At 72.3% G+C, this 19891-nt stretch carries 17 protein-coding genes; 7 read left to right on the plus strand and 10 right to left on the minus strand.

The features are described 5' to 3' along the window. On the plus strand, positions 1-1074 hold the full coding sequence (locus AC5WRL_RS19905) for an LLM class flavin-dependent oxidoreductase (protein WP_496089969.1): 1074 nt from the start codon (positions 1-3) through the stop codon (positions 1072-1074). A 12-nt stretch (positions 1075-1086) separates the two neighbouring features. On the opposite strand, the gene AC5WRL_RS19910 is transcribed toward AC5WRL_RS19905, so the two are convergent. The 6 genes from AC5WRL_RS19910 to AC5WRL_RS19935 form a co-directional block, all read right to left on the minus strand. Beyond that, positions 1087-2952: a Dyp-type peroxidase gene (locus AC5WRL_RS19910; RefSeq protein ID WP_496089970.1), complete on the minus strand. Its 1866-nt coding sequence runs from the start codon at positions 2950-2952 to the stop codon at positions 1087-1089. Positions 2953-3086: 134 nt separating this feature from the next. Further along, the gene (locus AC5WRL_RS19915) at positions 3087-4751 is read right to left on the minus strand and encodes an extracellular solute-binding protein (protein ID WP_496089971.1); all 1665 of its coding nucleotides are present in this window, start codon (positions 4749-4751) and stop codon (positions 3087-3089) included. A gap of 17 nt (positions 4752-4768) precedes the next feature. Further along, a complete protein-coding gene (locus AC5WRL_RS19920) occupies positions 4769-5644 on the minus strand; it encodes a carbohydrate ABC transporter permease (RefSeq protein WP_496090133.1) in 876 nt (291 codons plus the stop codon). 56 nt (positions 5645-5700) lie between these two features. Next, a complete protein-coding gene (locus AC5WRL_RS19925) occupies positions 5701-6699 on the minus strand; it encodes an ABC transporter permease (RefSeq protein WP_496089972.1) in 999 nt (332 codons plus the stop codon). Between the two features lie 219 nt (positions 6700-6918). After that, positions 6919-7734: an exodeoxyribonuclease III gene (locus AC5WRL_RS19930; RefSeq protein WP_496089973.1), complete on the minus strand. Its 816-nt coding sequence runs from the start codon at positions 7732-7734 to the stop codon at positions 6919-6921. Positions 7735-8096: 362 nt separating this feature from the next. Continuing rightward, a complete protein-coding gene (locus AC5WRL_RS19935) occupies positions 8097-8282 on the minus strand; it encodes a hypothetical protein (RefSeq protein ID WP_496089974.1) in 186 nt (61 codons plus the stop codon). 97 nt (positions 8283-8379) lie between these two features. On the opposite strand from AC5WRL_RS19935, the gene AC5WRL_RS19940 reads away from it, so the two are divergent. Beyond that, positions 8380-8874, plus strand: coding sequence for a GNAT family N-acetyltransferase (locus AC5WRL_RS19940; protein ID WP_496089975.1), 495 nt, complete (start codon positions 8380-8382; stop codon positions 8872-8874). A gap of 1 nt (position 8875) precedes the next feature. Here the strand turns inward: AC5WRL_RS19940 and AC5WRL_RS19945 are convergent, their stop codons facing one another. Beyond that, complete coding sequence (locus AC5WRL_RS19945; RefSeq protein ID WP_496089976.1) at positions 8876-9871, minus strand: ABC transporter permease; 996 nt, start codon at positions 9869-9871, stop codon at positions 8876-8878. Between the two features lie 95 nt (positions 9872-9966). Here AC5WRL_RS19945 and AC5WRL_RS19950 point away from each other — a divergent pair, with 95 nt between their 5' ends. The 5 genes from AC5WRL_RS19950 to AC5WRL_RS19970 all read left to right on the plus strand — a co-directional run bounded on the left by AC5WRL_RS19950 (position 9967) and on the right by AC5WRL_RS19970 (position 15630). Next, a complete protein-coding gene (locus AC5WRL_RS19950; RefSeq protein WP_496089977.1) occupies positions 9967-10566 on the plus strand; it encodes a TetR/AcrR family transcriptional regulator in 600 nt (199 codons plus the stop codon). 36 nt (positions 10567-10602) lie between these two features. Then, positions 10603-11004 carry an ArsR/SmtB family transcription factor gene (locus AC5WRL_RS19955; RefSeq protein ID WP_496090134.1) on the plus strand — a complete coding sequence of 134 codons (402 nt, stop codon included), beginning with the start codon at positions 10603-10605 and terminating at the stop codon, positions 11002-11004. Beyond that, positions 10988-13681: a magnesium-translocating P-type ATPase gene (mgtA, locus tag AC5WRL_RS19960; RefSeq protein ID WP_496089978.1), complete on the plus strand. Its 2694-nt coding sequence runs from the start codon at positions 10988-10990 to the stop codon at positions 13679-13681. Before AC5WRL_RS19955 ends, mgtA begins: the two co-directional genes overlap by 17 nt. An 88-nt stretch (positions 13682-13769) precedes the next feature. Then, on the plus strand, positions 13770-15170 hold the full coding sequence (locus tag AC5WRL_RS19965) for an LCP family protein (protein WP_496089979.1): 1401 nt from the start codon (positions 13770-13772) through the stop codon (positions 15168-15170). Positions 15171-15177: 7 nt separating this feature from the next. Continuing rightward, on the plus strand, positions 15178-15630 hold the full coding sequence (locus tag AC5WRL_RS19970) for an ankyrin repeat domain-containing protein (RefSeq protein WP_496089980.1): 453 nt from the start codon (positions 15178-15180) through the stop codon (positions 15628-15630). Here the strand turns inward: AC5WRL_RS19970 and AC5WRL_RS19975 are convergent. The 3 genes from AC5WRL_RS19975 to AC5WRL_RS19985 all read right to left on the minus strand — a co-directional run bounded on the left by AC5WRL_RS19975 (position 15609) and on the right by AC5WRL_RS19985 (position 19793). Continuing rightward, positions 15609-16127, minus strand: coding sequence for a pyridoxamine 5'-phosphate oxidase family protein (locus AC5WRL_RS19975; RefSeq protein WP_496089981.1), 519 nt, complete (start codon positions 16125-16127; stop codon positions 15609-15611). The genes AC5WRL_RS19970 and AC5WRL_RS19975 overlap by 22 nt on opposite strands. A gap of 93 nt (positions 16128-16220) precedes the next feature. Then, complete coding sequence (locus AC5WRL_RS19980) at positions 16221-16400, minus strand: hypothetical protein (protein ID WP_496089982.1); 180 nt, start codon at positions 16398-16400, stop codon at positions 16221-16223. Positions 16401-16472: 72 nt separating this feature from the next. Beyond that, complete coding sequence (locus AC5WRL_RS19985; RefSeq protein WP_496089983.1) at positions 16473-19793, minus strand: S41 family peptidase; 3321 nt, start codon at positions 19791-19793, stop codon at positions 16473-16475. Positions 19794-19891 lie beyond the last annotated feature (98 nt).

Here is a 19891-nt window from a genome sequence, read left to right on the forward strand (position 1 = left end):
GTGTCGGACGCCATCAGGGGACGCAGCTTCGGAACGGCCCCGGTACCGCTGTCGGTGCTGGACCTGGCCACCGTGGGCAGCGGGCGGACGTCGACGCAGGCACTGGCCACCTCCGTGGAGCTGGCCAAGCTCACCGAGCGGCGCGGGTACCACCGGTTCTGGGTGGCCGAGCACCACTCGATGCCCGGCGTCGCCAGCTCCGCGCCGGCCGTGATCCTCGCCCATCTCGCCGCGCACACCGAGCGGATCCGGCTCGGCTCCGGCGGGGTCATGCTGCCCAACCACGCGCCGTTGGTGATCGCCGAGCAGTTCGGCACCCTGGAGGCCCTGGCGCCCGGCCGGGTGGACCTGGGGCTTGGCCGGGCGCCCGGCACCGATCAGGCCACCGCCGCCGCGCTGCGCCGGGGCCGTGCCGATGGTGCGGATGAGTTCCCTGAGCAGCTGGCCGAGCTGGTGCGGTTCCTCGACGACGACTTCCCGCAGGAGCACCCCTACTCCCGGATTCATGCCGTCCCGGGGCCCATTCAGGGGCGGGTCCAGGGCGGGACGCAGTCCGACCGCCGGCCCTCGGTGTGGTTGCTGGGGTCCTCCGGGTTCAGCGCGCAGCTGGCCGGGCGGCTGGGGCTGCCCTTCGCGTTCGCCCACCATTTCTCCTCGGCTCACACGCTTCCCGCTCTTGAGTTGTACCGGCACTCCTTCCGCCCCTCCGAGGTGCTGTCCGAGCCCTACTCCCTGATCGGGGTCAACGCCCTGGCCGCCGAGGATCCGCGCGAGGCCCACCGGCAGGTGCTGACCGGTGCGCTGTCGATGGTCCGGCTGCGCACCGGCCGGCCGGGTCTTGTGCCCAGCCCGGAGGAGGCCGAGGCGTACCCGTACAGCGAGATGGAGCAGAGCGTGGTGGATGAGTGGCTGAGCAATGTGGTCTACGGGACCCCCGAGACGGTACGCGACGGACTGGACGCGCTGGCCAAGCGCACCGGGGTCGATGAACTCATGCTCACCTCCATGGGGCACGGCGCCGATGCCCGGCTGCGGAGCTACGAGCTGATCGCCGACGTCTACCAGCAGGGCTGATCTGCTCCGGCCTCAGTGGGCCGTGTCGGTGTGCCACAGGAGCCTTCCGTCCGCTGACCGGATTTCCACGTCGCCGGTGGTGCGGGCGGTCAGGGTGGCTCCCGGCTCGCCGGTGGTGGGGGTGGTCCATACGGGCTCGCCCTCGTCCGTGAGCAGGGCCAGTTCGCCTGTCGGTTTGAATTGGGCCAGCACCGCTCCGCTGTTGGTGGTGGAGCGCCAGCGTTCGGTTTCGTGTGCGTCGTGGACGGTGAGGTCGCCACTCTCCTGGAAGCGGAGGCGGGCCTTTCCCGAGCTGATCACTTCGCCGCGCCGCAGGGTGAGGGGAGGGGCGAAGACCTGGTCCTCCAGTGGGCCGCCGCCCACCGGAATGATCCCTTCCGCCAGCCATTTCAGGGCGGAGAGCGAGGGGACGAAGGTGTAGAGGGCGCCCTCGGTGCGGACGAACTTCCTGAAGTCCAGGGGATGGAAGCCGGACTCTCCGGTCGGGAAGGACGCCGGGCCCTCACCGCCGATCACCGGGTCACGGCCGACGGGGCTGTGCCGTTCGGGGAAGTTCCCGGCGTCCACCCAGGTGCGCTGGATGAACTCGAACTGGGCGATGAGATCCGACTGGTAGCTGATGAACAGCAGGCCCCGGGCGGCGTCCGGTTGTCCCGGGTCGTAGGGCGGGCCGAAGGGGATGCCCCGGCGCAGCACCCGGCGGCCGTCCAGGATGCCCTGCTGGGCCAGCGGCTCCTTGTCGTTCTCGGTGGCCTTGAGGCCGTCCCTGGGGTTGGTCTTGCGCAGATGGGAGAAGAGCGGGGTGATCCGGCCGTCCAGGTCGTCCGCGAACGAGATGTCGTTGGTCGCCGCCGCGCAGGGTGGGAGGGGGATGTCGCGGTCCGGTGAGTGGCACACGGGGGTGCCGGAGGGCCAGCGGCCCATCAGCCGGGCGGCCAGCCATTCCCTGGTGGCGCCGGGCGGGATGGCCCCGGACCGGCGTAGCGCTTGTGCTTGTTCCTCGGCCTGGGTCCACCAGCCGGCCACGTCCTGGGCGAGGCGGCGGATCACCTGGAAGGTGCCGTCCCGCATCCAGCCGGGCAGCCAGGTCGCCACCCGGTGGTCGGGTTCGTGGCCGATCAGGAATTCGCCGGCCGCGATCATCCGGGTGCCGGGTTTGCCCTTCTGGTGGACCGGGTCGGCCGGGTCGGGTGGATCGAAGCCCCGTACTCCCGGCTGGCTGATGCCGTCCCGGAAGCCGAAGTGTTCCTGGCCGCGCCGCGCGCCCGGCAGGGTGGCGCCGCGCTGTTCGAAGACGAGGTGCACCTTGTGCCGCGCGCACTCGGCGCGCTCCTCCTCCACGGCGCCGCGCAGTTCGCCCGGCCGGTCGGCGGCCAGGGTCAGTACGGCGTGCACCGGCTCCTGGTGCCCGGCGCCGAACAGCCAGTGGGCCGGGTCGCTCGCACCCGTGTCGCCCAGCAGTTCCTTGCGGCGCGCGCAGCCCTGTGCCAGCGCCTCCTGGGTGCTGCCGGCCGGCACATCGGTGAGCGGATCGCCGCCGATCAGTTCGGCGAGCCCCGGGTAGGTGAGCCCCACGCCCCGCCACACCGCCGTCGTGCCGGCCGGGTCGGCCCCGTCCGCGATGCGCCTGGCCCGGCTGAAGGCCGCGTTGAACGCGGCCACTTCCGAGGTGGTGGCGATGCGGTGGCGCAGCCGGCCCAGCCACTGCCGCGCCTGTCGGCGGTCGCCGAAGCGCAGCAGCAGGAGCCGGGTGTGGTCCTTCTTGAAGCCCGCCAGGATGTCGCCCTGGATGTTGGTGCTGTCCCGCAGCGTCGGCTCGTCGGCCGGCGCGTTCCGCGGCTCGTTCCGCGGCTCGTTCGACTGTTCGTCGGTCCCCATGGCACGCCCCCCGTGCGTCGGTTCAGCCACTCCCCAATGGTGACTGTGTGTTTCTATTCGCACGGATTACGTTACCCAAAGTGAAGGCAGTTGGGGTGATCCGGGAGCAGGATCACCCCAACGAGTGGTCAGCGCTATGTCTGATTGACGGCCGCGTACTCCTCAGCCAGCTCCGCGTCCACCCGGTCCCCGCCCTGGGTGCGCCACGTCCGCACCGCGTCGTCCCACCGCTTCATCGAGTCGTGCCCCTGCACCACCGAAATCACCGTGTCCTCCCACATTTTGCGCATCCTGGTGTAAGGGCGCAGCGAGTCCCGCACCACCAGACCACTGGTCAGCGGCGCGATCCCGGTCTCCACATCCTGCGTCTGGAAGGCGTGCACCCGCCGCACCGCGTCCGGATTGCCCGGGTAGAAGTGCACCGGCGGCGGCGCGGTGATGTACTTCACCGGCACCGTGCTCGGGTTCTCCGTCTTCGCCAGCTCCGTCAGCTCCAGATCCCCGTCCACCCGCTCGAAGTGCTGCCCCTCCACCCCGTAGTACGTCCGCTCGTACTCCGTGGTCCCGAACGGCGCCGCCAGATAGTTCATGATCCGCAGCATCAGCCGGATCCGCTCCGGCGCGGCCGGCTTCACCAGCGTGTAGCCGTACGTCCCGCCGCTGAAGTGCGAGGAAGCCCCGGCCCCCAGGCCGGTCGGCGGGCGGAGCAGATCCACCGTGAACGCGTCCCCCACGGCGATGTTCGCCGCCTGGTACCCCGGCAGATTGTCCAGCTGCGCGCGCACCGTCCCGTTGAAGAACAGCGACTTCATCGTCTCGGTCGGCATGGTGGCCGTGCCCGGGTAGTACACCTTCTCCGTCTGGTGCAGCCGCCGCGCGAACTCCACCGCCGCCCGGTACTCCTCCGTCAGCTCCGCCTTGACGAACTCCCCGTCCCGCAGCCCGTACAGATTCGGCGCGCCGTGCCACGACGCCAGCAGCGGCACCCCGAACAGCCAGCCGCCCGACGCCACCCCGAAGCCGTACCGCTTGCCCTCCGTGGCCCGCTTGAGGGTGTCGGTGAACTCCTCCGCCGTCCAGTCGTTGTACGTGCCCTCCGCCAGCCGGGTCATCTCCTCCTGGTTGGACAGGATCGCCGAACCGGTCCGTGGCCGGGTGATCGGGACGCCCCGGATCCTGCCGCCCATCAGCCCCATGTCCCGCCAGGCATAGGTCGGCAGATTCGCCAGGTTCGGGTAGTCGCGCACCGCCGGGCCGGCCAGGTGCTCGCTCAGGTCCGCCGCCACATTCGCCGCGTAGTCGGCGATCCGCGGGATCCAGTTGCGCACCATCACCAGGTCCGGCATGTCGCCGCTGGCCATCATCGTGGCGAGCTTCGCGCTGAGGTTGCCGCTGGGGACCAGTTGCAGCTTCAAGTTGACGCCCAGCGCCTCGTTCAGCGCCGCCCAGTAGCGGTTCGAGCCGGGCCCGCGCGGCGGCGCCTCGTACGTCTCCACCATCGCGGTCACCGTCTCACCGCCGCCCGGCCGCTCCGGCACCGAGGTCGCCAGCCGGTCCGGATAGCGCAGGAATCCGGCGTCCACCCCGCGCGGATCGGGCGGCAGATCGGGGCTGGGCCCCGCCACCGGTACGTACTCGGGCCACGGTACGGGCTCGGTCCCGGCGTTGCGGGCGCTGCGCACCTGGGAGGTGGCGCAGCCCACCAGCGCGGGCCCGGCGGCCAGCGCGGCGGAGGCGCCGAGGGAGGCGCGCAGGAAGCGGCGCCGGGAGGGGGCCTTGGCAGGCGGGTTCGCGGTCATGGTGTCCGGCCTCCGGGTCAGCTCTTGATGGCGCCGGTCAGCACGCCCTTGGTGAAGTACTTCTGGATGAAGGGGTAGATGATCAGGATCGGGATCACCGCGACCACCACCGTGGCCATCTGGTACGTCTGCGGCGCCGCGATCGCGCCCGAGTCGGACAGGGCGTCCGTCGTGTTGCCGCCCAGGTTGGCGCCCTTGGTGACCACCGTCTGGAGCACCGCCTGGAGCGGCCACTTCGAGGAGTCGTTGAGGTAGAGGATCGCGGAGAAGAAGCTGTTCCAGTAGCCGACCGCGTAGAAGAGGCCGATCACCGCGATCACCGCCTTGGACAGCGGCAGCACGATGCGCAGCAGCACGGTGAGTTCGCCGGCGCCGTCGATGCGGGCGGCGTCGTACAGCTCCTGCGGCAGCCCCTGGAAGAAGCCGCGCATGATGACCAGATTGAAGACGTTGATGGCCACCGGCAGGATCAGTGACCAGTACGAGTCGAGCAGCCCCAGGCCCTTGACCACCAGGTAGCCGGGCAGCATCCCGGGCGGGAAGAGGAAGGTGAACAGCACCATCAGCAGCAGCGGCTTGCGCAGGCTGAAGTGCTCGCGGGAGAGCACATAGGCGAGGGTGATGGTGCCGAACAGGCTGACCGCCGTGCCCACCACCGTGATGCCCACGCTCACCACCAGCGAGCGGGTGATGGTGCCGCCGGAGAGGATGTCCTGGTACGCCTGGAGCGTCGGCTCGGTGGGGAAGAGCACCCAGCCGCCGTTGGCCGTCACCTCGGCCGGGGAGGCGAGCGAGGTGGAGACCACCACCAGGATGGGGACGAAGATCAGCGCGCAGATGATGACCAGCGAGACCGCCTTGCCCGCCTGGGTGAGCGGGTGCGGCTTCTCCATCCAGGACGGGCGGTGCTCCTTGGGGCCCGCGACGCGGTCGAGCAGACTGTTCTGGCTCACTTGTAGACCCCCTGCTCGCCCAGCCGGTGCGCGATCTTGTTGGCGCTGAAGACCAGCGCGGCGCCGACGACGCCCTTGAAGAGGCCGGCCGCCGCCGAGTAGCCCCAGTCGGCGCCGAGCACGCCCTGGTAGTAGACGAAGGTGTCGAGCACCTCGCCGGCCTCGGGGCCCACCGCGTCGCGTTGCAGCAGGATCTGTTCGAAGCCGACGGTGAGGATGTCGCCGAGCCGCATGATCAGCAGCAGGATGACGATGGGCCGGATCGCGGGCAGCGTGACGTGCCAGAAGCGGCGGCGCGGGCCCGCCCCGTCGAGGGCGGCCGACTCGTACAGATCCTGGTTCACCTGGCTGAGCGCGGCCAGGAAGATGATCGTGCCCCAGCCGCAGTCCTTCCAGATGATCTGGACGACCATGAGCGGCTTGAACGCGTCGGGGTTGGACAGCACGTCCGTCACGAAGGCCACATTGCCGCCGAACATGCCGGTCGGGCCCAGCAGTTGCTGGAACAGGGCCACCACGATGACCCAGGACAGGAAGTGCGGCAGGTAGACGACCGACTGGATGAGCTTGCGGACCCCGCCGCGCGCCAGGCTGTGCAGCAGCAGCGCCAGGGCGAGCGGCAGCGGGAAGAAGAACACCAGTTGGAGTACGGCGAGGGCCAGGGTGTTCCAGGCGGCCTGCCAGAAGGCGGCGTCCTCGAACATCCGCTGGAAGTTGTCCAGACCGACCCAGGGGCTCTCCCACAGGCCCTGGAAGGGCACGAAGTCCTTGAAGGCGATGACGTTGCCGAACAGGGCGGCGTAGTGGAAGACCACGAAGTACGCGATGCCGGGGACGGCGAGCAGCAGCAGGGTGCGCTGGCCGCGCAGTTGCCGTCGCCAGCGGGCGGCGCGCGGCTCCCGTCCGCCGGTGCCGGGGCCGCCGGGTGGTGGCGGATCGGGCGGGTCGGCGGACGGGGCGGGGGAACCGCCGGCCTGCTCGACGGTGCTCGTCATCGAACACTCCCTCAGCTCAGAGCGATCTGCCCAACGGAACCAACAGATTCAAACGATTCACGGAAGGTAGAGCGATTGCTGGGAGAGGTCAACAGTTCGGACAGAAATGCCAGTTGAGAGGGGTAGCAAACGTATCGCTGCGATGATCCGCCACGGGGCCCAGGAGCGGCGGTGCACCCAGTAACAGACAGAAACAAACGGTCGTATCGTCGTACGCCGCTACGCGGTCGCCGCCTCGAAGACCGCCGTCACCGGCGCGTGGTCCGACCAGCGCGCCCCGTGCTCGGCGGCCCGCTCCACGTACGCCTTGACGCACCGCCCGGCCAGCCCCGCAGTCGCGGCGAGCAGATCGATCCGCCAGCCCGCGTCGTTGTCGAAGGCCCGGCCCCGGTAGGACCACCAGGAGTACGGGCCCTCCTGCCCGGGATGCTGCGCCCGCACCACATCGGTGTAGCCGCCCTCGCCGGCCGCGAACACCCGGGAGAGCCAGGCGCGTTCCTCCGGAAGGAAGCCGGAGTTCTTGCGGTTGGCGCGCCAGTTCTTGAGATCGGCCTCCTGGTGGGCGATGTTCCAGTCGCCGCACACCAGCACCTCGCGCCCCTGCTCGGCGGCGCGCCGCCGCAGCCCGATCAGATACGGCAGGAACGCCGCCATGAACCGCTCCTTCTCCTCCTGCCGTTCGGTGCCCACCTCGCCGGAGGGCAGATAGAGGCTGGCGACGGTCAGGCCCGGCAGGTCGGCTTCCAGATAGCGCCCGGAGTCGTCGAACTCCGCGACGCCGAACCCGGTGCGCACCGCGTCCGGCTCGCGCCGGGTGAGCAGCGCCACCCCCGCCCGGCCCTTGGCGGCGGCCGGCGCCCAGAAGGCGTGCCAGCCGGCCGGCTCCCGTACCTCCTCGGACAGCTGCGCCCGCTCGGCGCGCACCTCCTGGAGGCAGACCACATCGGCCTCGGTGGTGGCCAGCCACTCCCGGTAGCCCTTGGCGGCGGCGGCCCGCAAGCCGTTGACGTTGACCGTGGTGACGGTGTGCTGCACGGTGAGTGTCCTCCCGGCTGATGCCGTTGTACGGGGATACGCGGATTCCGCGCGAACCTACCGCACCGCATCAGCCGGGGGATAACTGCCCAGAGTGTGATCAATCGCCCTACTTGATGTGGTCCACCTTCTTGTCGCCCGCCGCGAGCGACCGCACCGCGCCGTCGTCGCCCGCGCCGCTGCTCCCGGCCTCCAGCCGCAGGTCAACGGCTTGGGCCTGTCTGATGGATAGCGCCGGTTGGGCCCGCGGCGTCTGGTGCGGTGCATCGCAAGGCGGAGGGGCGTCCTCGTAGTGGGCTACTTGGGCGTCTCGACAACGCAGCGAGGTGCCGTGCCAGGCGGTGCGGGCCAGGCGGGATCCATCAGACAGGCCCTATGCCCTCCCGGGTGAGATAGCTCACCTGCTGCCCGGCCCGGAGCGTTCCCAGGCCGAGATCCGCCGGCGCCGCGGGGTCCACGGCGATGTCGGCGCCGTCCCGCTCGGGGCCGATCAGCCACTGCCCGGCGGCGTTCCGCCCCTTCACCGTGCCCGTTTCGCGCTCCGCCATGCCCACTCCCCGGTTCTCATGTCGTGGTGGTGCCCGTAGGGGAGTGGTTCCCCGGTGCGGTGCCGTCGCAACACCCCCGGTTTGTACGATGAACTGCATGAAGCTGGTGACGGTCCGGTTCGACCACCCCGATGCCCGGAAGCTCAACGACCGGGTCCAGGCGGAGTACGCCGAACGCTACGGGGACGACGGCGATCTCACCCCGCTCGCCCCCGAGATGTTCGACCCGCCGGCCGGCCTGTACGTCCTGGCGTACGACACCGACGGCACCGTCGTCGGCACCGGCGGCTGGCGCTCCCACGACGAGGACTCGCTCGCCGAGGGCTACGCCCTCGGCGACGCCGAGATCAAGCGGATGTACATCATCCCCGAGGCCCGCGGGCACGGCTTCTCCCGGCGGATTCTGGCCCACCTGGAGGAGACCGCCCGCGCCGCCGGCCGGCACCGGATGGTGCTGGAGACCGGCACCAAGCAGCCCGAGGCGATCCGCCTGTACGAGTCCAGCGGCTACGCGGCGGTCCCGGACGAGGCCAAGTTCGGCTACTACCGCACGTACGACACCAGCCGCTGCTACACCAAGCCGCTGGGCTGAGTCAGGCCGCCATCGCCGGGCTCGGGGCGGCGGGCGGGCCGGCCGGCTCGGGGACGGGCGGGCGGCGGCGGGCGTGGGCCACGGCGACCGTGGTCAGCCCGGCCAGGCTCCAGGCGGTGAGCACCACCAGGGGGTACGTCGCCCCCGCGCCGTCGAAGAAGGACACGTCGCGCAGCAGGGTCGCCCCGGAACCGGTGGGCAGCAGCTGGCCCAGCGTGCCGACCGGGCTCGGCAGCATCTCCGGTGCCGAGGTGGCGCCCGACCAGGGGTTGCCCAGCAGCATCAACAGCAGCGCGCCCAGCCCGATGCCGCGCGGCCCGAGCAGCGCCGCGAACCCGGCCACCGTCGCCCCGCCGGCCAGCGCCATCAGGCCCAGCGCCCCGGCCACCGTCCACCAGTCGCCGGTCAGGGCGCCCAGCCAGCTGTGCCCGATCAGTGCCCCGGCCACGCCGATGAGGGCGGCCGTACCGATCAGCGCGGCCGGCGCGTACCGGCCGCGCAGGCGCAGCAGGGTGACGAGGGCGCCCAGCGCGATGCCGGCCATCGCCATGGGCAGCACGCTGACGCCGAAGACGGCGCCGCGCGGGTCGGCGGCCGGGGCCGGTACGACATCGGTGACGGTCAGTGCGGTGCCCTCGGGCAGCCCCTGGGCGGCGACCTGCTCCAGCAGCAGCGCGACGCTGGGTCCGGCGGCGGTCGCGGTCAGCAGCTGGGCGCCGTCGGGGTCCAGCACCAGCGCGCCGTAGATGTCCCGGTCGTGGATCGCGGCGGTGGCGGCTTCGGCGTCCGGGTAGCGGTGGACGTCGAACGCCCCGTCGCGGGCTTCGAGTCCGGCCACCACGGGGGCGGTCGCCTCGGCGGGTCCCGCCACGCCGAGCGGCAGGTCGTTGGGGGCGGTTCTGGCGGCGGGCCAGGCGAAGGCCCACAGGACGAAGGTGATGGCGAGCGGCAGCGCCACCACGACGGTGATCAGCTTCCGGGTCTGGGAGGGCGGCATGGTCGGTGCTCCGGCTTCTAAAGAGAATGAGCATTCGTTTTACGACCGGGGATCGCCCCTTGTCAAGAAGGAACGTTCGTTTTAGGCTCCACCCCGTGGCCCGTGTCTCCCAGGAACATCTCGATGCCCGCCGCCGGCAGATCATGGAGGGCGCCGCGCGCTGCTTCGCGCGCGACGGCTTCCACGCCACGTCCATGCAGGACGTGCTCAAGGAGACCGAGCTCTCCGCCGGGGCGGTCTACCGCTACTTCCCCTCCAAGGACGCGATCATCGGCGCGCTCGCCCTGGAGGTCCTGGAACGGGTCGGCGGCGCCTTCGCCCGCGCCGCCGCCCACCCCGAACACCCCGCCCACCCCGGCGACACGCTCGCCGACACCCTGGAAGGGGTACTGGCCACCCTCGACGTACCGCCGTCCCTGATCATCCAGGTCTGGGCCGAGACCCTGCGCAACCCCGAACTCGCCGCCATCCTCCACCGCGGCATCAACGCGGTGATCGGCTCCTGGACCGCCATCGTCGAGGGCTACCAGAAGCAGGGGCTCATGCGCGACGACATCCCCGCCGGGCATGTGGCCCGCACCATCGCCGCCTGCGCCCAGGGCTTCCTCACCCAGCGCGCCCTGATCACCCCCGATCTTCAACCCGACGTGCTGCGCAACGGTCTTCGGGGGCTGACCTCCTTGACCATAGACTGATGCCTTTGGAGGCGTTCCGATGGCGGAAGGTTCGTGGTGGGCACAGCGGCGGGGGCGGCGGGGCAGGGTGAGCGGGATCCGTCCGCCGAGCTGCTGACGGAGGCCGCCGCCGCCTTCGGGCTGCTGGCCTCCACCGCCCGGCTGCACATCGTGTGGGCGCTCGCCGAGGGCGAGAGCGACGTCAGCGGCCTCGCCGAACGCGTCGGCGGGACCCTCCCGGCCGTCAGCCAGCATCTGGCCAAGCTCAAGCTGGCCGGCCTGGTGCGGTCCCGGCGCGAGGGCCGCCGGGTGGTCTATCTGGTGGACGATCCCGATGTGGTCACCGTGGTACGGCTGATGGTCGGCCAGCTCGCCGACCGCACCGGCGGCCGGAACGGCAGGAGTGGCCGGACCGCCGTCCCCCCGGCGCCCCGGCGCGCGCATGGCCTGGGCATCTGAAGCGTCCGCGCGCCCCGCCGCGCCCCCGCACCACCACCTCGCCGCACCCCCGGGAGCCCCCGACCCCGCCGCCCTCGGCCGGCTCACCACCCTCGAAGTCCTGCGCGCCCTGGACACCTCACCGCGCGGCCTCGACGAACCGCAGGCCCAGCACCGCCTGGAGCGGTACGGCGAGAACGCGCCCCCCGCCGCCCGCCCGCCCGGCACCGTCCGGCGCTTCGCCCGCACCCTGCGCGACCCGTTCAGCGCCGTGCTGCTCGTCCTCGGCGTGGTCTCCGCCGGGGTCTCCGCCTGGGCGACCGCCGCCGTCATCACCGTGCTGGTGGTCATCAGCTGCGCGCTGCGCGCCGCCGGCGAACACCGCGCCGACCGCGCCGCCGCCGCACTGCGCGAACTGACCGCCGCCACCGCGACCGTACGCCGCCGCCCCACCCCCACCGCCGCCCCGCGGGTCCGCGAACTGCCCGTGGACCAGCTCGTGCCCGGCGACGTGGTGCTGCTGGCGCCCGGCGACGTGGTGCCCGCCGACATCCGGCTGCTGCGCGCCACCGGACTGACCGTGCACCAGCCCGCCCTCACCGGCGAATCGACCCCCGTCCCCCGGACCGCCGTGGACACCCCGCCGCCGGGGGAGCTGCCCCAGCAGCCGCAACTGTGCCTCCAGGGCGGCAGCGTGGCCACCGGCAGCGGTACGGGGGTGGTGGTCGCCACCGGTGCGGCCACCTTCGGCGCCCAGCAGTCCCGTACCGTCCCGGGCCGCGCCGCCGGCACCGCCTTCCACCAGGCGATGGGCGGTGTCTCCTGGACCCTGATCCGGCTGATGCTGTGCGCCGCCGGGCTGGTGCTGGCCGCGCACACCGTGCTGCGTGGCCCGGCCCTGGACACCGTGCCGCTCGCGGTGGCCGTCGCCGTGGCGCTCACCCCCGAGATGCTGCCGGTGGTGGTGAACGTGTCGCTGGCCCGGGGCGCGGTGCGGCTTGCCCGGGAGCGCTCGGTGATGGTCCGCCGGCTGCCCGCGCTGCACGACCTGGGCGCCATCGAGGTGCTGTGCACCGACAAGACGGGCACCCTCACCCGGGACCGTCCGGTGCTGGAGCGCGCGCTGGACGCCCTGGGCCGCCCCGACCCCGAGGTGCTGCGCTGGGCCGCCGTCAACGCCCACTGGACGCTCCAGCTGGCCGAACTGCCCGCCCCCGACCCGCTGGACGAGGCCATCCTGCGGGCGGGCGATCCCGGCCGGCTGACCGGGATCGCGGCACTGCCCTTCGACCCGGTACGCCGCCGGGCCACCGCCGTGGTCCGCGAGCCGGACCGGCCCGGCACCCACACCGTGGTCGTGAAGGGCGCGGTGGAGGATGTGCTGCCCTGCTGCACGCGCCTGCGTACGGGGGCGGGGGAGGAGCGCGCGCTGGACGAGATACGCCGGGCCGAGGTGCTCGCGCTCGCCGACCGCCAGGCCGCCGCCGGGCTGCGGCTGCTCGCCGTCGCCATCGCCCGCCGCCCCGGCCGTACCGCCGCCCGCACCGCGATCGCGACCGCGTCCGAGCGCGAGCTGACCCTGCTGGGCTTTGTCGCCCTGCGCGACGAGCTGGCCCCGGGCGCCGCCGAGGCGCTGGCCGCGCTCGCCCGGCACGGGGTGGCCGTCAAGGTGCTCACCGGCGACCACCCGGCCACCGCCGCCCGCGCCTGCCGCGATCTCGGACTGGACCCGGGCCCGCCGGACGCCGTGGTCACCGGCGCCCACACCGACACCCTCGACGACGCCGAACTGGCCGCACTCGCCGGCGCCCGTACCGTTTTCGCCCGCTGCACCCCCGCCCACAAGGCACGCGTCGTGGAGGTGCTGCGCGCCGCCGGGCGCCCCACCGGCTTCCTGGGCGACGGGGTCAACGATCTGCCCGCCCTGCGCGCCGCCGATGTCGGTATCTGCCCGCTCGGCGCGGCCGAGGTGACCCGGGAGAGCGCCGATGTGGTGCTCGCGGGCAAGGATCTCACCGCGATCGACCGCGCGGTGTCCTGCGGCCGGGACACCACCCGCAACATCACCACCTATCTGCGGGTGGTGCTCTCCTCCAACCTCGGCAATGTCATCGCGATGCTGGTGGCCGGGCTGCTGCTGCCGTTCCTGCCGATGCTGCCGCTCCAGGTGCTGGCCCAGAATCTGTGTTTCGACGCCGCCCAGCTGGCCTTCGCCTTCGACCGGGCCGGGCCCCGTGGCGCGGCCGGTACCGGCGCGGCCCGCTCCCGCCCCACCGGGCTGCGCCCGCGTGCCTTCGCCGCCTTCGTGCTGCGCTTCGGCGCCCTGAACGCCGCCGCCGACCTGGCCACCTTCGCCGCGCTCGGCTGGCTGCTGAGCAGGCCATCGGCCGCCGGGCTCGACACCCACGCGGTCTTCCACGCGGGCTGGTTCACCGAGAATCTGCTCACCCAGGCGCTGGTCATCTGGCTGCTGCGGCCCGGCTCGGCGCGCCGGCTGCCCGCCCCCATCGCCCTGGCCATCGCCGGGCTGACCGCGATCGGCCTGCTGCTGCCGCTGTCCCCGCTCGCCCCGGCCCTGGGGCTGACCGCGACCCTGCCCCCGGCGTACTATCCGCTGCTGGGGGGTGTGCTCGTGCTGTACGCCGGAGCACTGTGCTTCACCAGGGCGCGTTACCGGAGCGCCATTTCCATACTTTAGAGTTTGCGCAATCGGGGAACTGGTGTCCGTCCCAGGGCGTCGGATCGAACGACTCTTGACGCGCGTAACGTCGTAACGGGGGAGCAGCGTGGCCGGCTCACATCGCTCGAAGAACGCACCGACTCCGTCGCGACGCAAGCGCGGCACGGACGCCAAGTCGGGCGGGCGCAAGCGCGGCAAACGCGTCCTGCTGTGGACCGCGGCCGTGCTCGCCTTCGTGATCCTGGCCGGCGCCGGCGGCGTGTACTGGATATATCAGAAGCTCAACGGCAACATCACCTCGGCGAAGATCGACGACAAGCTGGGCGATGACCGGCCCGAGGACCTCAGCCCCGGCGCCAAGACCATCCTGGTGGCCGGCTCCGACACCCGCGAGGGCATGGACGACTACGGCGCGGTCGAGGGCATGCGCTCGGACACCCTGATGATCCTGCACATCGCGGAGAACCGGGAGTGGGCCACCGTGGTGTCCATCCCGCGCGACTCGTGGGTGGAGATCCCGGCCTGCGACATGGGCGACGGGGTGATGTCCGAGCCGCACCACGCCAAGATCAACGAGTCGTTCGCGCTCGGCGGCATCAACGGCGACGCGGGCGGCGCGGCGGCCTGCACCATCCGCACCCTGGAGCAGAACACCGGGCTGCGGATCGAGAACTTCGTCTCTCTCGACTTCCTCGGCTTCAAGGACATGGTCGACGCCCTGGGCGGGGTGGACATGTGCCTGGACGAGCCGATGGACGACAAGAAGGCGCACGTCAAGCTGGACGCCGGCTGCCAGACGCTGGAGGGCGAGGACGCGCTCGGCTTCGTCCGGGCCCGCTACAGCATGGGCGACGGCAGCGACATCGGCCGGATCGAACGCCAGCAGGACTTCATGACCGCGCTGGCGGAGAAGGCGCAGTCCAAGCTGACCAGCCCCACCTCGCTGTACGGGTTCATGGACGCGGTCACCAAGTCGCTGACCACCGACCCGGATCTGGCGAGCCTGGACGCGCTGTACGGCCTGGCCACCGAGCTCCAGGGGGTGCCGAAGGACAAGCTCACCTTCATCACGGTGCCCAACTACCCGCGTGAGCTGGATGTCCCCACCGACAAGGCCAATGTGGTGTGGGACTACCCGGCCACCGAGCTGCTGTTCACCTCGCTCGCCAAGGACGAGGAGATCACCAAGGAGCAGCTGGAGCGGGCCGCCGAGTCCGCGCCGTCGCCGTCCGAGGTCCGGGTCCGGGTGCTGAACGGTACGGGCACCCCCGGCCAGGCCGGCGAGGTCGCCGACCGGCTGCGCAATCTGGGCTTCCAGGTGGTGTCGACCGGCAACGCCGAGGTCAACACGGACACCACCACCATCAGCTACCCGGAGGGCCTGGAGGGCCACGCCGAGGTGCTGGGCTCCCGGGTGCCGGGCGCCGAGACCCGGCAGACCACGGACGATCTGCCCGGGGTGCTCACGCTCACGGTCGGCAGCGACTTCGAGGGCGTCAGGGGCTGAGGGCCGGATGAACAACCGCCGGGCGAAGAAGCTGACCGCCGCGCTGGTGCGCGCGGCCTGGTTCGGTACGGCCGCCGACGCCGCGCGGCTGCTGCGGGGCGGCGCGTCCCCGTCCCGGGCCAACGCGGAGGGCAGCACTCCCTTGTACGTGGCGTCGGTGCAGGGCGCGGCGGACACCGCCGCCGTGCTGCTGGCGGCCGGGGCCGACCCGGACGCGGAGAGCGGGCACGGCGACGAGGGCACTCCGCTGTGCGCGGCGGCCTGCTGGGGTCATACGGACGCGGTGCGCGTCCTGCTGGCGGGCGGCGCCGATCCGGCGCTGCGCGAGGACGGCGGCACCGGGCACACCCCGCTGGAGTGGGCGGAGGCCGGCGGGCACGCGGAGACGGCGGAGCTGCTGCGGGCCGCGGCCCGGGACGGGGATGGGAACGGGGACGCTCAGAAGCGCCAGCGGGTCTGACCGTAGACGCCCTTGCGGAAGCCGAAGGCGGTGGCGGGGCGTACCTCGTAGGCCGCCGCCCGGGGCCCCTCGTTCGGCAGCACCAGGAATCCGTCCCGCACGGTGAGCCGCCAGCCGCCTCCGTACTTGGCCAGGTACGCGTCGGCGACGGCCTGGAGCAGCGCGTCGCCGGTGATCCGCTCGGCGCGCCCCTCGACCACCAGGTCGGTGCCCTCCTCGACGGAGTTGCGGCCGGTGGTCAGCGCACAGGCCGGGTTGGCGGCGAGGTTGCGGCTCTTGCGCTCCTGCTCGCCGGTGGTGAAGTACAGCGCGCCGGCGTGGGCGACGGCCAGCACCGGGGTGACGTGCGGGCGGTGGTCGGGCCGTACCGTCGAGAGCCAGTACAGCTCGGCCCGTTCCAGCATCGTCCAGGCTTCGGCCCAGGGCATGGCGCGCGCCCCGGGGCTGCTGTAGCGCACATCGAGCGAGGTCAGCGGCTCATCGCGGGTGCCGGTCATGGTTCCACGGTGGCGCGTGGGGCCGGGGTCCGCCACCGCACGTGCCCCCCACCGGAGGGTGGAGGGCACGGCGCACGGAAGGGCGCGGGACGGTCAGGTGTCGTCCCGATCGTCCTGGTAGCCCTGCTGGTCCTGCTCGGAGCCCTGCTGCTGACCGCGCTCGGGCTGGTTGTCGTCCGAGTTCTGGTTCTTGTTCTTGTCCTTGTCCATGGCGTCCTTGGCGCGCTGCTGGAGCTCCTGCGCCTTGTCCTTGAACTGGTCTCCGATACCCATCGGTGCTCCTTCGCAGAGTCGGCAGTAAGAAATGTCCGTCGCATCCCTTTTATCCACCGTCCCACGAACGGTCTAATCCGGCATCCCGGCAGCCCGCGGCGGCAGCACCGGCCGCCGCCGGTCCGGCACCTCCCGGTAGTCCGGCGGCGCCAGCGGCGGATGCCGCTCCAGCAGATCCAGCGCGGTGCGCACCGCCACATCCAGCACCCCGTACCGGCCCTCCGCCCAGTCCAGCGGGGTCCGCCCGGAGGGGATGTCCGGCGCCACGCCCCAGTTCTCCACGCCCCACCCATAGCCCTCGAACCACGCCGCGTTCATCGGCACCGTGATCACCGAGCCGTCGCCCAGCCGGTGCCGCCCGGTGATGCCGACCACCCCGCCCCAGGTGCGGCTGCCCACCACCGGGCCGACCCCCTGCAACCGGAACACCGCCGTGATCATGTCACCGTCCGAGGAGGTCGCCTCGTCCGCCAGCGCCACCACCGGACCGCGCGGCGCGTCCGAGGCGTACGAGACGGGCTGCGCGTTACGCGTCAGGTCCCAGCCCACGATCGTCCGGGTCAGCTTCTCCACCACCAGCTCGCTGATATGACCGCCCGCGTTGCCCCGGACATCCACGATCAGCGCCGGATACGCGAACTCCCGCCGCAGATCCCGGTTGAACTGCGCCCAGCCCGAACCCCCCATGTCCGGGATGTGCACATAGCCGCACTTCCCGCCGCTCAGCCGCCGTACCACCGCCCGCCGCCGCGCCACCCAGTCCTGATACCGCAGCGGCCGGTCATGGATCAGCGGCACCACCGCCACCCGGCGCGCCCCCGCCCCGCCCTCCTCCGTGAACGTGAGTTCCACCGAGGTCCCGCCGGTCGCCGCCAGCAGCGGATACGGGCCCGCCACCGGATCGACGGGACGCCCGTCCACATGGGTGAGCGCCGCCCCCTCCCGTACCCCGGTGCCCGCCAGCGGCGACCGCGCCTTCGGATCCGAGGACTCACCCGGCAGAATCCGCGCCAGCAGCCACTCACCCTCCTTGGACCGGGTGAAATCCGCCCCCAGCAGCCCCTGCGCCCGCTGATAGTGCCGCGGCCCCTCGCTGCGCCGCGCACCCGTCACATAGGCGTGCGAGGTGCCCAGCTCGCCCATCACCTCGCGCAGCAGATCCGCGAACTCGTCCGGCGTCGCCACCCGCTCCACCAGCGGCCGGTACTGCGCCAGCACTGCGTCCCAGTCGATGCCGCACATGTCCGGCTCCCAGAAGTAGGCCCGTACGATCCGGCCCGCCTCCGCGTACGCCTGCCGCCACTCCGCCGCCGGATCCGCCTCGTGCACGATCCGGCGCAGATCCAGCTGCACCATGGAGTCCCCGTCGCCCGGCTCGGTGGCCGGGATGGCGCGCAGTTCGTCGTCCTCGCACACCACCATCCGGGTGCCGTCGGCGCTCAGCGCGAACCAGTCCACGTCGTCGGTCAGCTCGGTGCGCTTGGCCTTCACCGGGTCGAAGTGCTCCAGCGTCGGCTTGCCCGAGGTGTCGGCCGGGTTGAGGAAGGTCTCGCCCAGCGCGCCCGAGATCGGCCAGCGCAGCCACACCAGGCCGCCGCCGCTGACCGGGCACAGCGCCGAGTACTTCGAGGCGGACACCGGGAACGGCACCACCCGGCTGGCAAGCCCCTCCGCCTCCACCCGCACCGAGCCGTCCGCCCCGGTCGCGCTGCTGGTCTCGTCCGGGTCCAGGCCGCCGGCCGCCGGCCGCCCCTCCGGGGTGATCGCGAACGGCGAGCGGGTCGCCGAGGACAGCGGCACCAGATACGGGCGCGACCCGAGCGGGAAGGACAGATCGCCGCTGTGCACGTCGTACACCGGGTCGAAGCCGCGCCAGGAGAGGAAGGCCAGGAAGCGGCCGTCGCTGGTGAAGACCGGCTCCTCGTCCTCGAAGCGGCCGTCGGTGACATCGAGGACGGTGCGCTCGGCCTCCGCCCAGCGGGCGATCTTGATCTGCGAGAGGGAGCGGCCGATCCCGGGGTGCGCCCAGGCCAGCCAGCGGGAGTCGGGGGAGAAGGACAGATCGCGGACCGGGCCGTTGATGGAGCGGATCAGCTCCAGCGGCGCGGTGTCGTCCGGCTCCTCCTCGGCCTCGGGGACGGCGACCACCAGCAGCCGGCCGTCGTGGCAGGCCACCGCGAGGGTCTTGCCGTCCGGGGCGGCGATCAGCTCCAGCACCCGGCCCAGCTCCCCGGTACGCAGCCGGCGCGGATCCCGGCCGCCGCTGGCGCGCGGCAGATAGGCGATCTCGATGGCGTCGGCGCCGTCCGCGTCGGTGATGTAGGCGATGCGGCCGGTGTCGCCCAGCATCTCGGGCAGCCTGACCCGTACCCCGGGGGTGGCGGCGATCACCCGGGCCGGGCCGTCGCGGTGGGTGAGCCAGTAGAGGCCGCCGCGTACGCACACGGCCGAGGCCCGCCCGGTGGTGTCCACGGCGAGGGAGTCGATGTGGCTGCCGGTGGGCACCTGGTAGCGGCGGCGCCCGGCGCGCGGGCCGCCGAGGCGGATGTCCAGGCGGCGCGGTACGGCGGCCGGGTCGGTGAGGTCCTCAGCGATCCACAGCTGCCCGGCGCAGCTGTAGATGACCCGCTCGCCGTCGGTGGCGGCGTGCCGGGCGTAGAACGCGTCGTGATCGGTGTGCCGGCGCAGGTCGCCGCCGTCGGGCCGGCAGGAGTAGAGATTCCCGACCCCTTCGTGGTCGGAGAGAAAGGCGATCCGGTCACCGACGAACATCGGGCATTCGACATGCCCGGCCAGGTCGGGGAGCAGCCGCTCGCCGTGCAGCCACAGCTGCCCGGTGGCGCCGCCCCGGTAGCGCTTCCAGGCGGCCGGCTCGTGCGGCGCCTTGCCGGTCAGCAGCAGGGTGCGCCGCTCCCCGCCGCAGCCGGAGACCGCGATGTCGGCGACCGGGCCCCACGGCAGCCGCTCGCCGGGGCCGCCGTCCAGCGGCACCTGGTACGCCCAGGTGAAGTGGGAGAACGGCTGATCGTGCGAGCCGACCGCGAGGATGCGCGGCTCGTGCGGGGAGTCGCCGGGGGTCCAGCCGCAGACCCGGGTGTCGGAGGATCCCCAGTACGTCAGCCGGCGGGCCGGGCCGCCCGTCACCGGGGCCAGGTAGATCTCCGGGTCCAGGGAGCGCCAGGTGGTGAAGGCGATCCGGGTGCCGTCCGGTGAGAAGCGCGGGGTGCCGAGCCGGGTACGGTCCACGGTCAGCCGCCAGGCGCGGTCGGTGCGGTGGCCGGGTGCGGGCAGCGGGGCGAGCCAGAGGTCGTCCTCGGCGGTGAAGCACACCAGGGCACCGTTCAGATGCGGGAACCGAAGATAGCTGTCTACGTGTTCGGCTTCGTCGCTCACGGTTCCATGCTTCGGCGCAGCATGCCCCAGGGCAACTCGTGAAGGATCAGTTCATGTGATCTAGGCCACATTATGGCTATTTCTCTCATCCTGCCCGC

Source organism: Streptomyces sp. NTD107 (assembly GCF_059510435.1).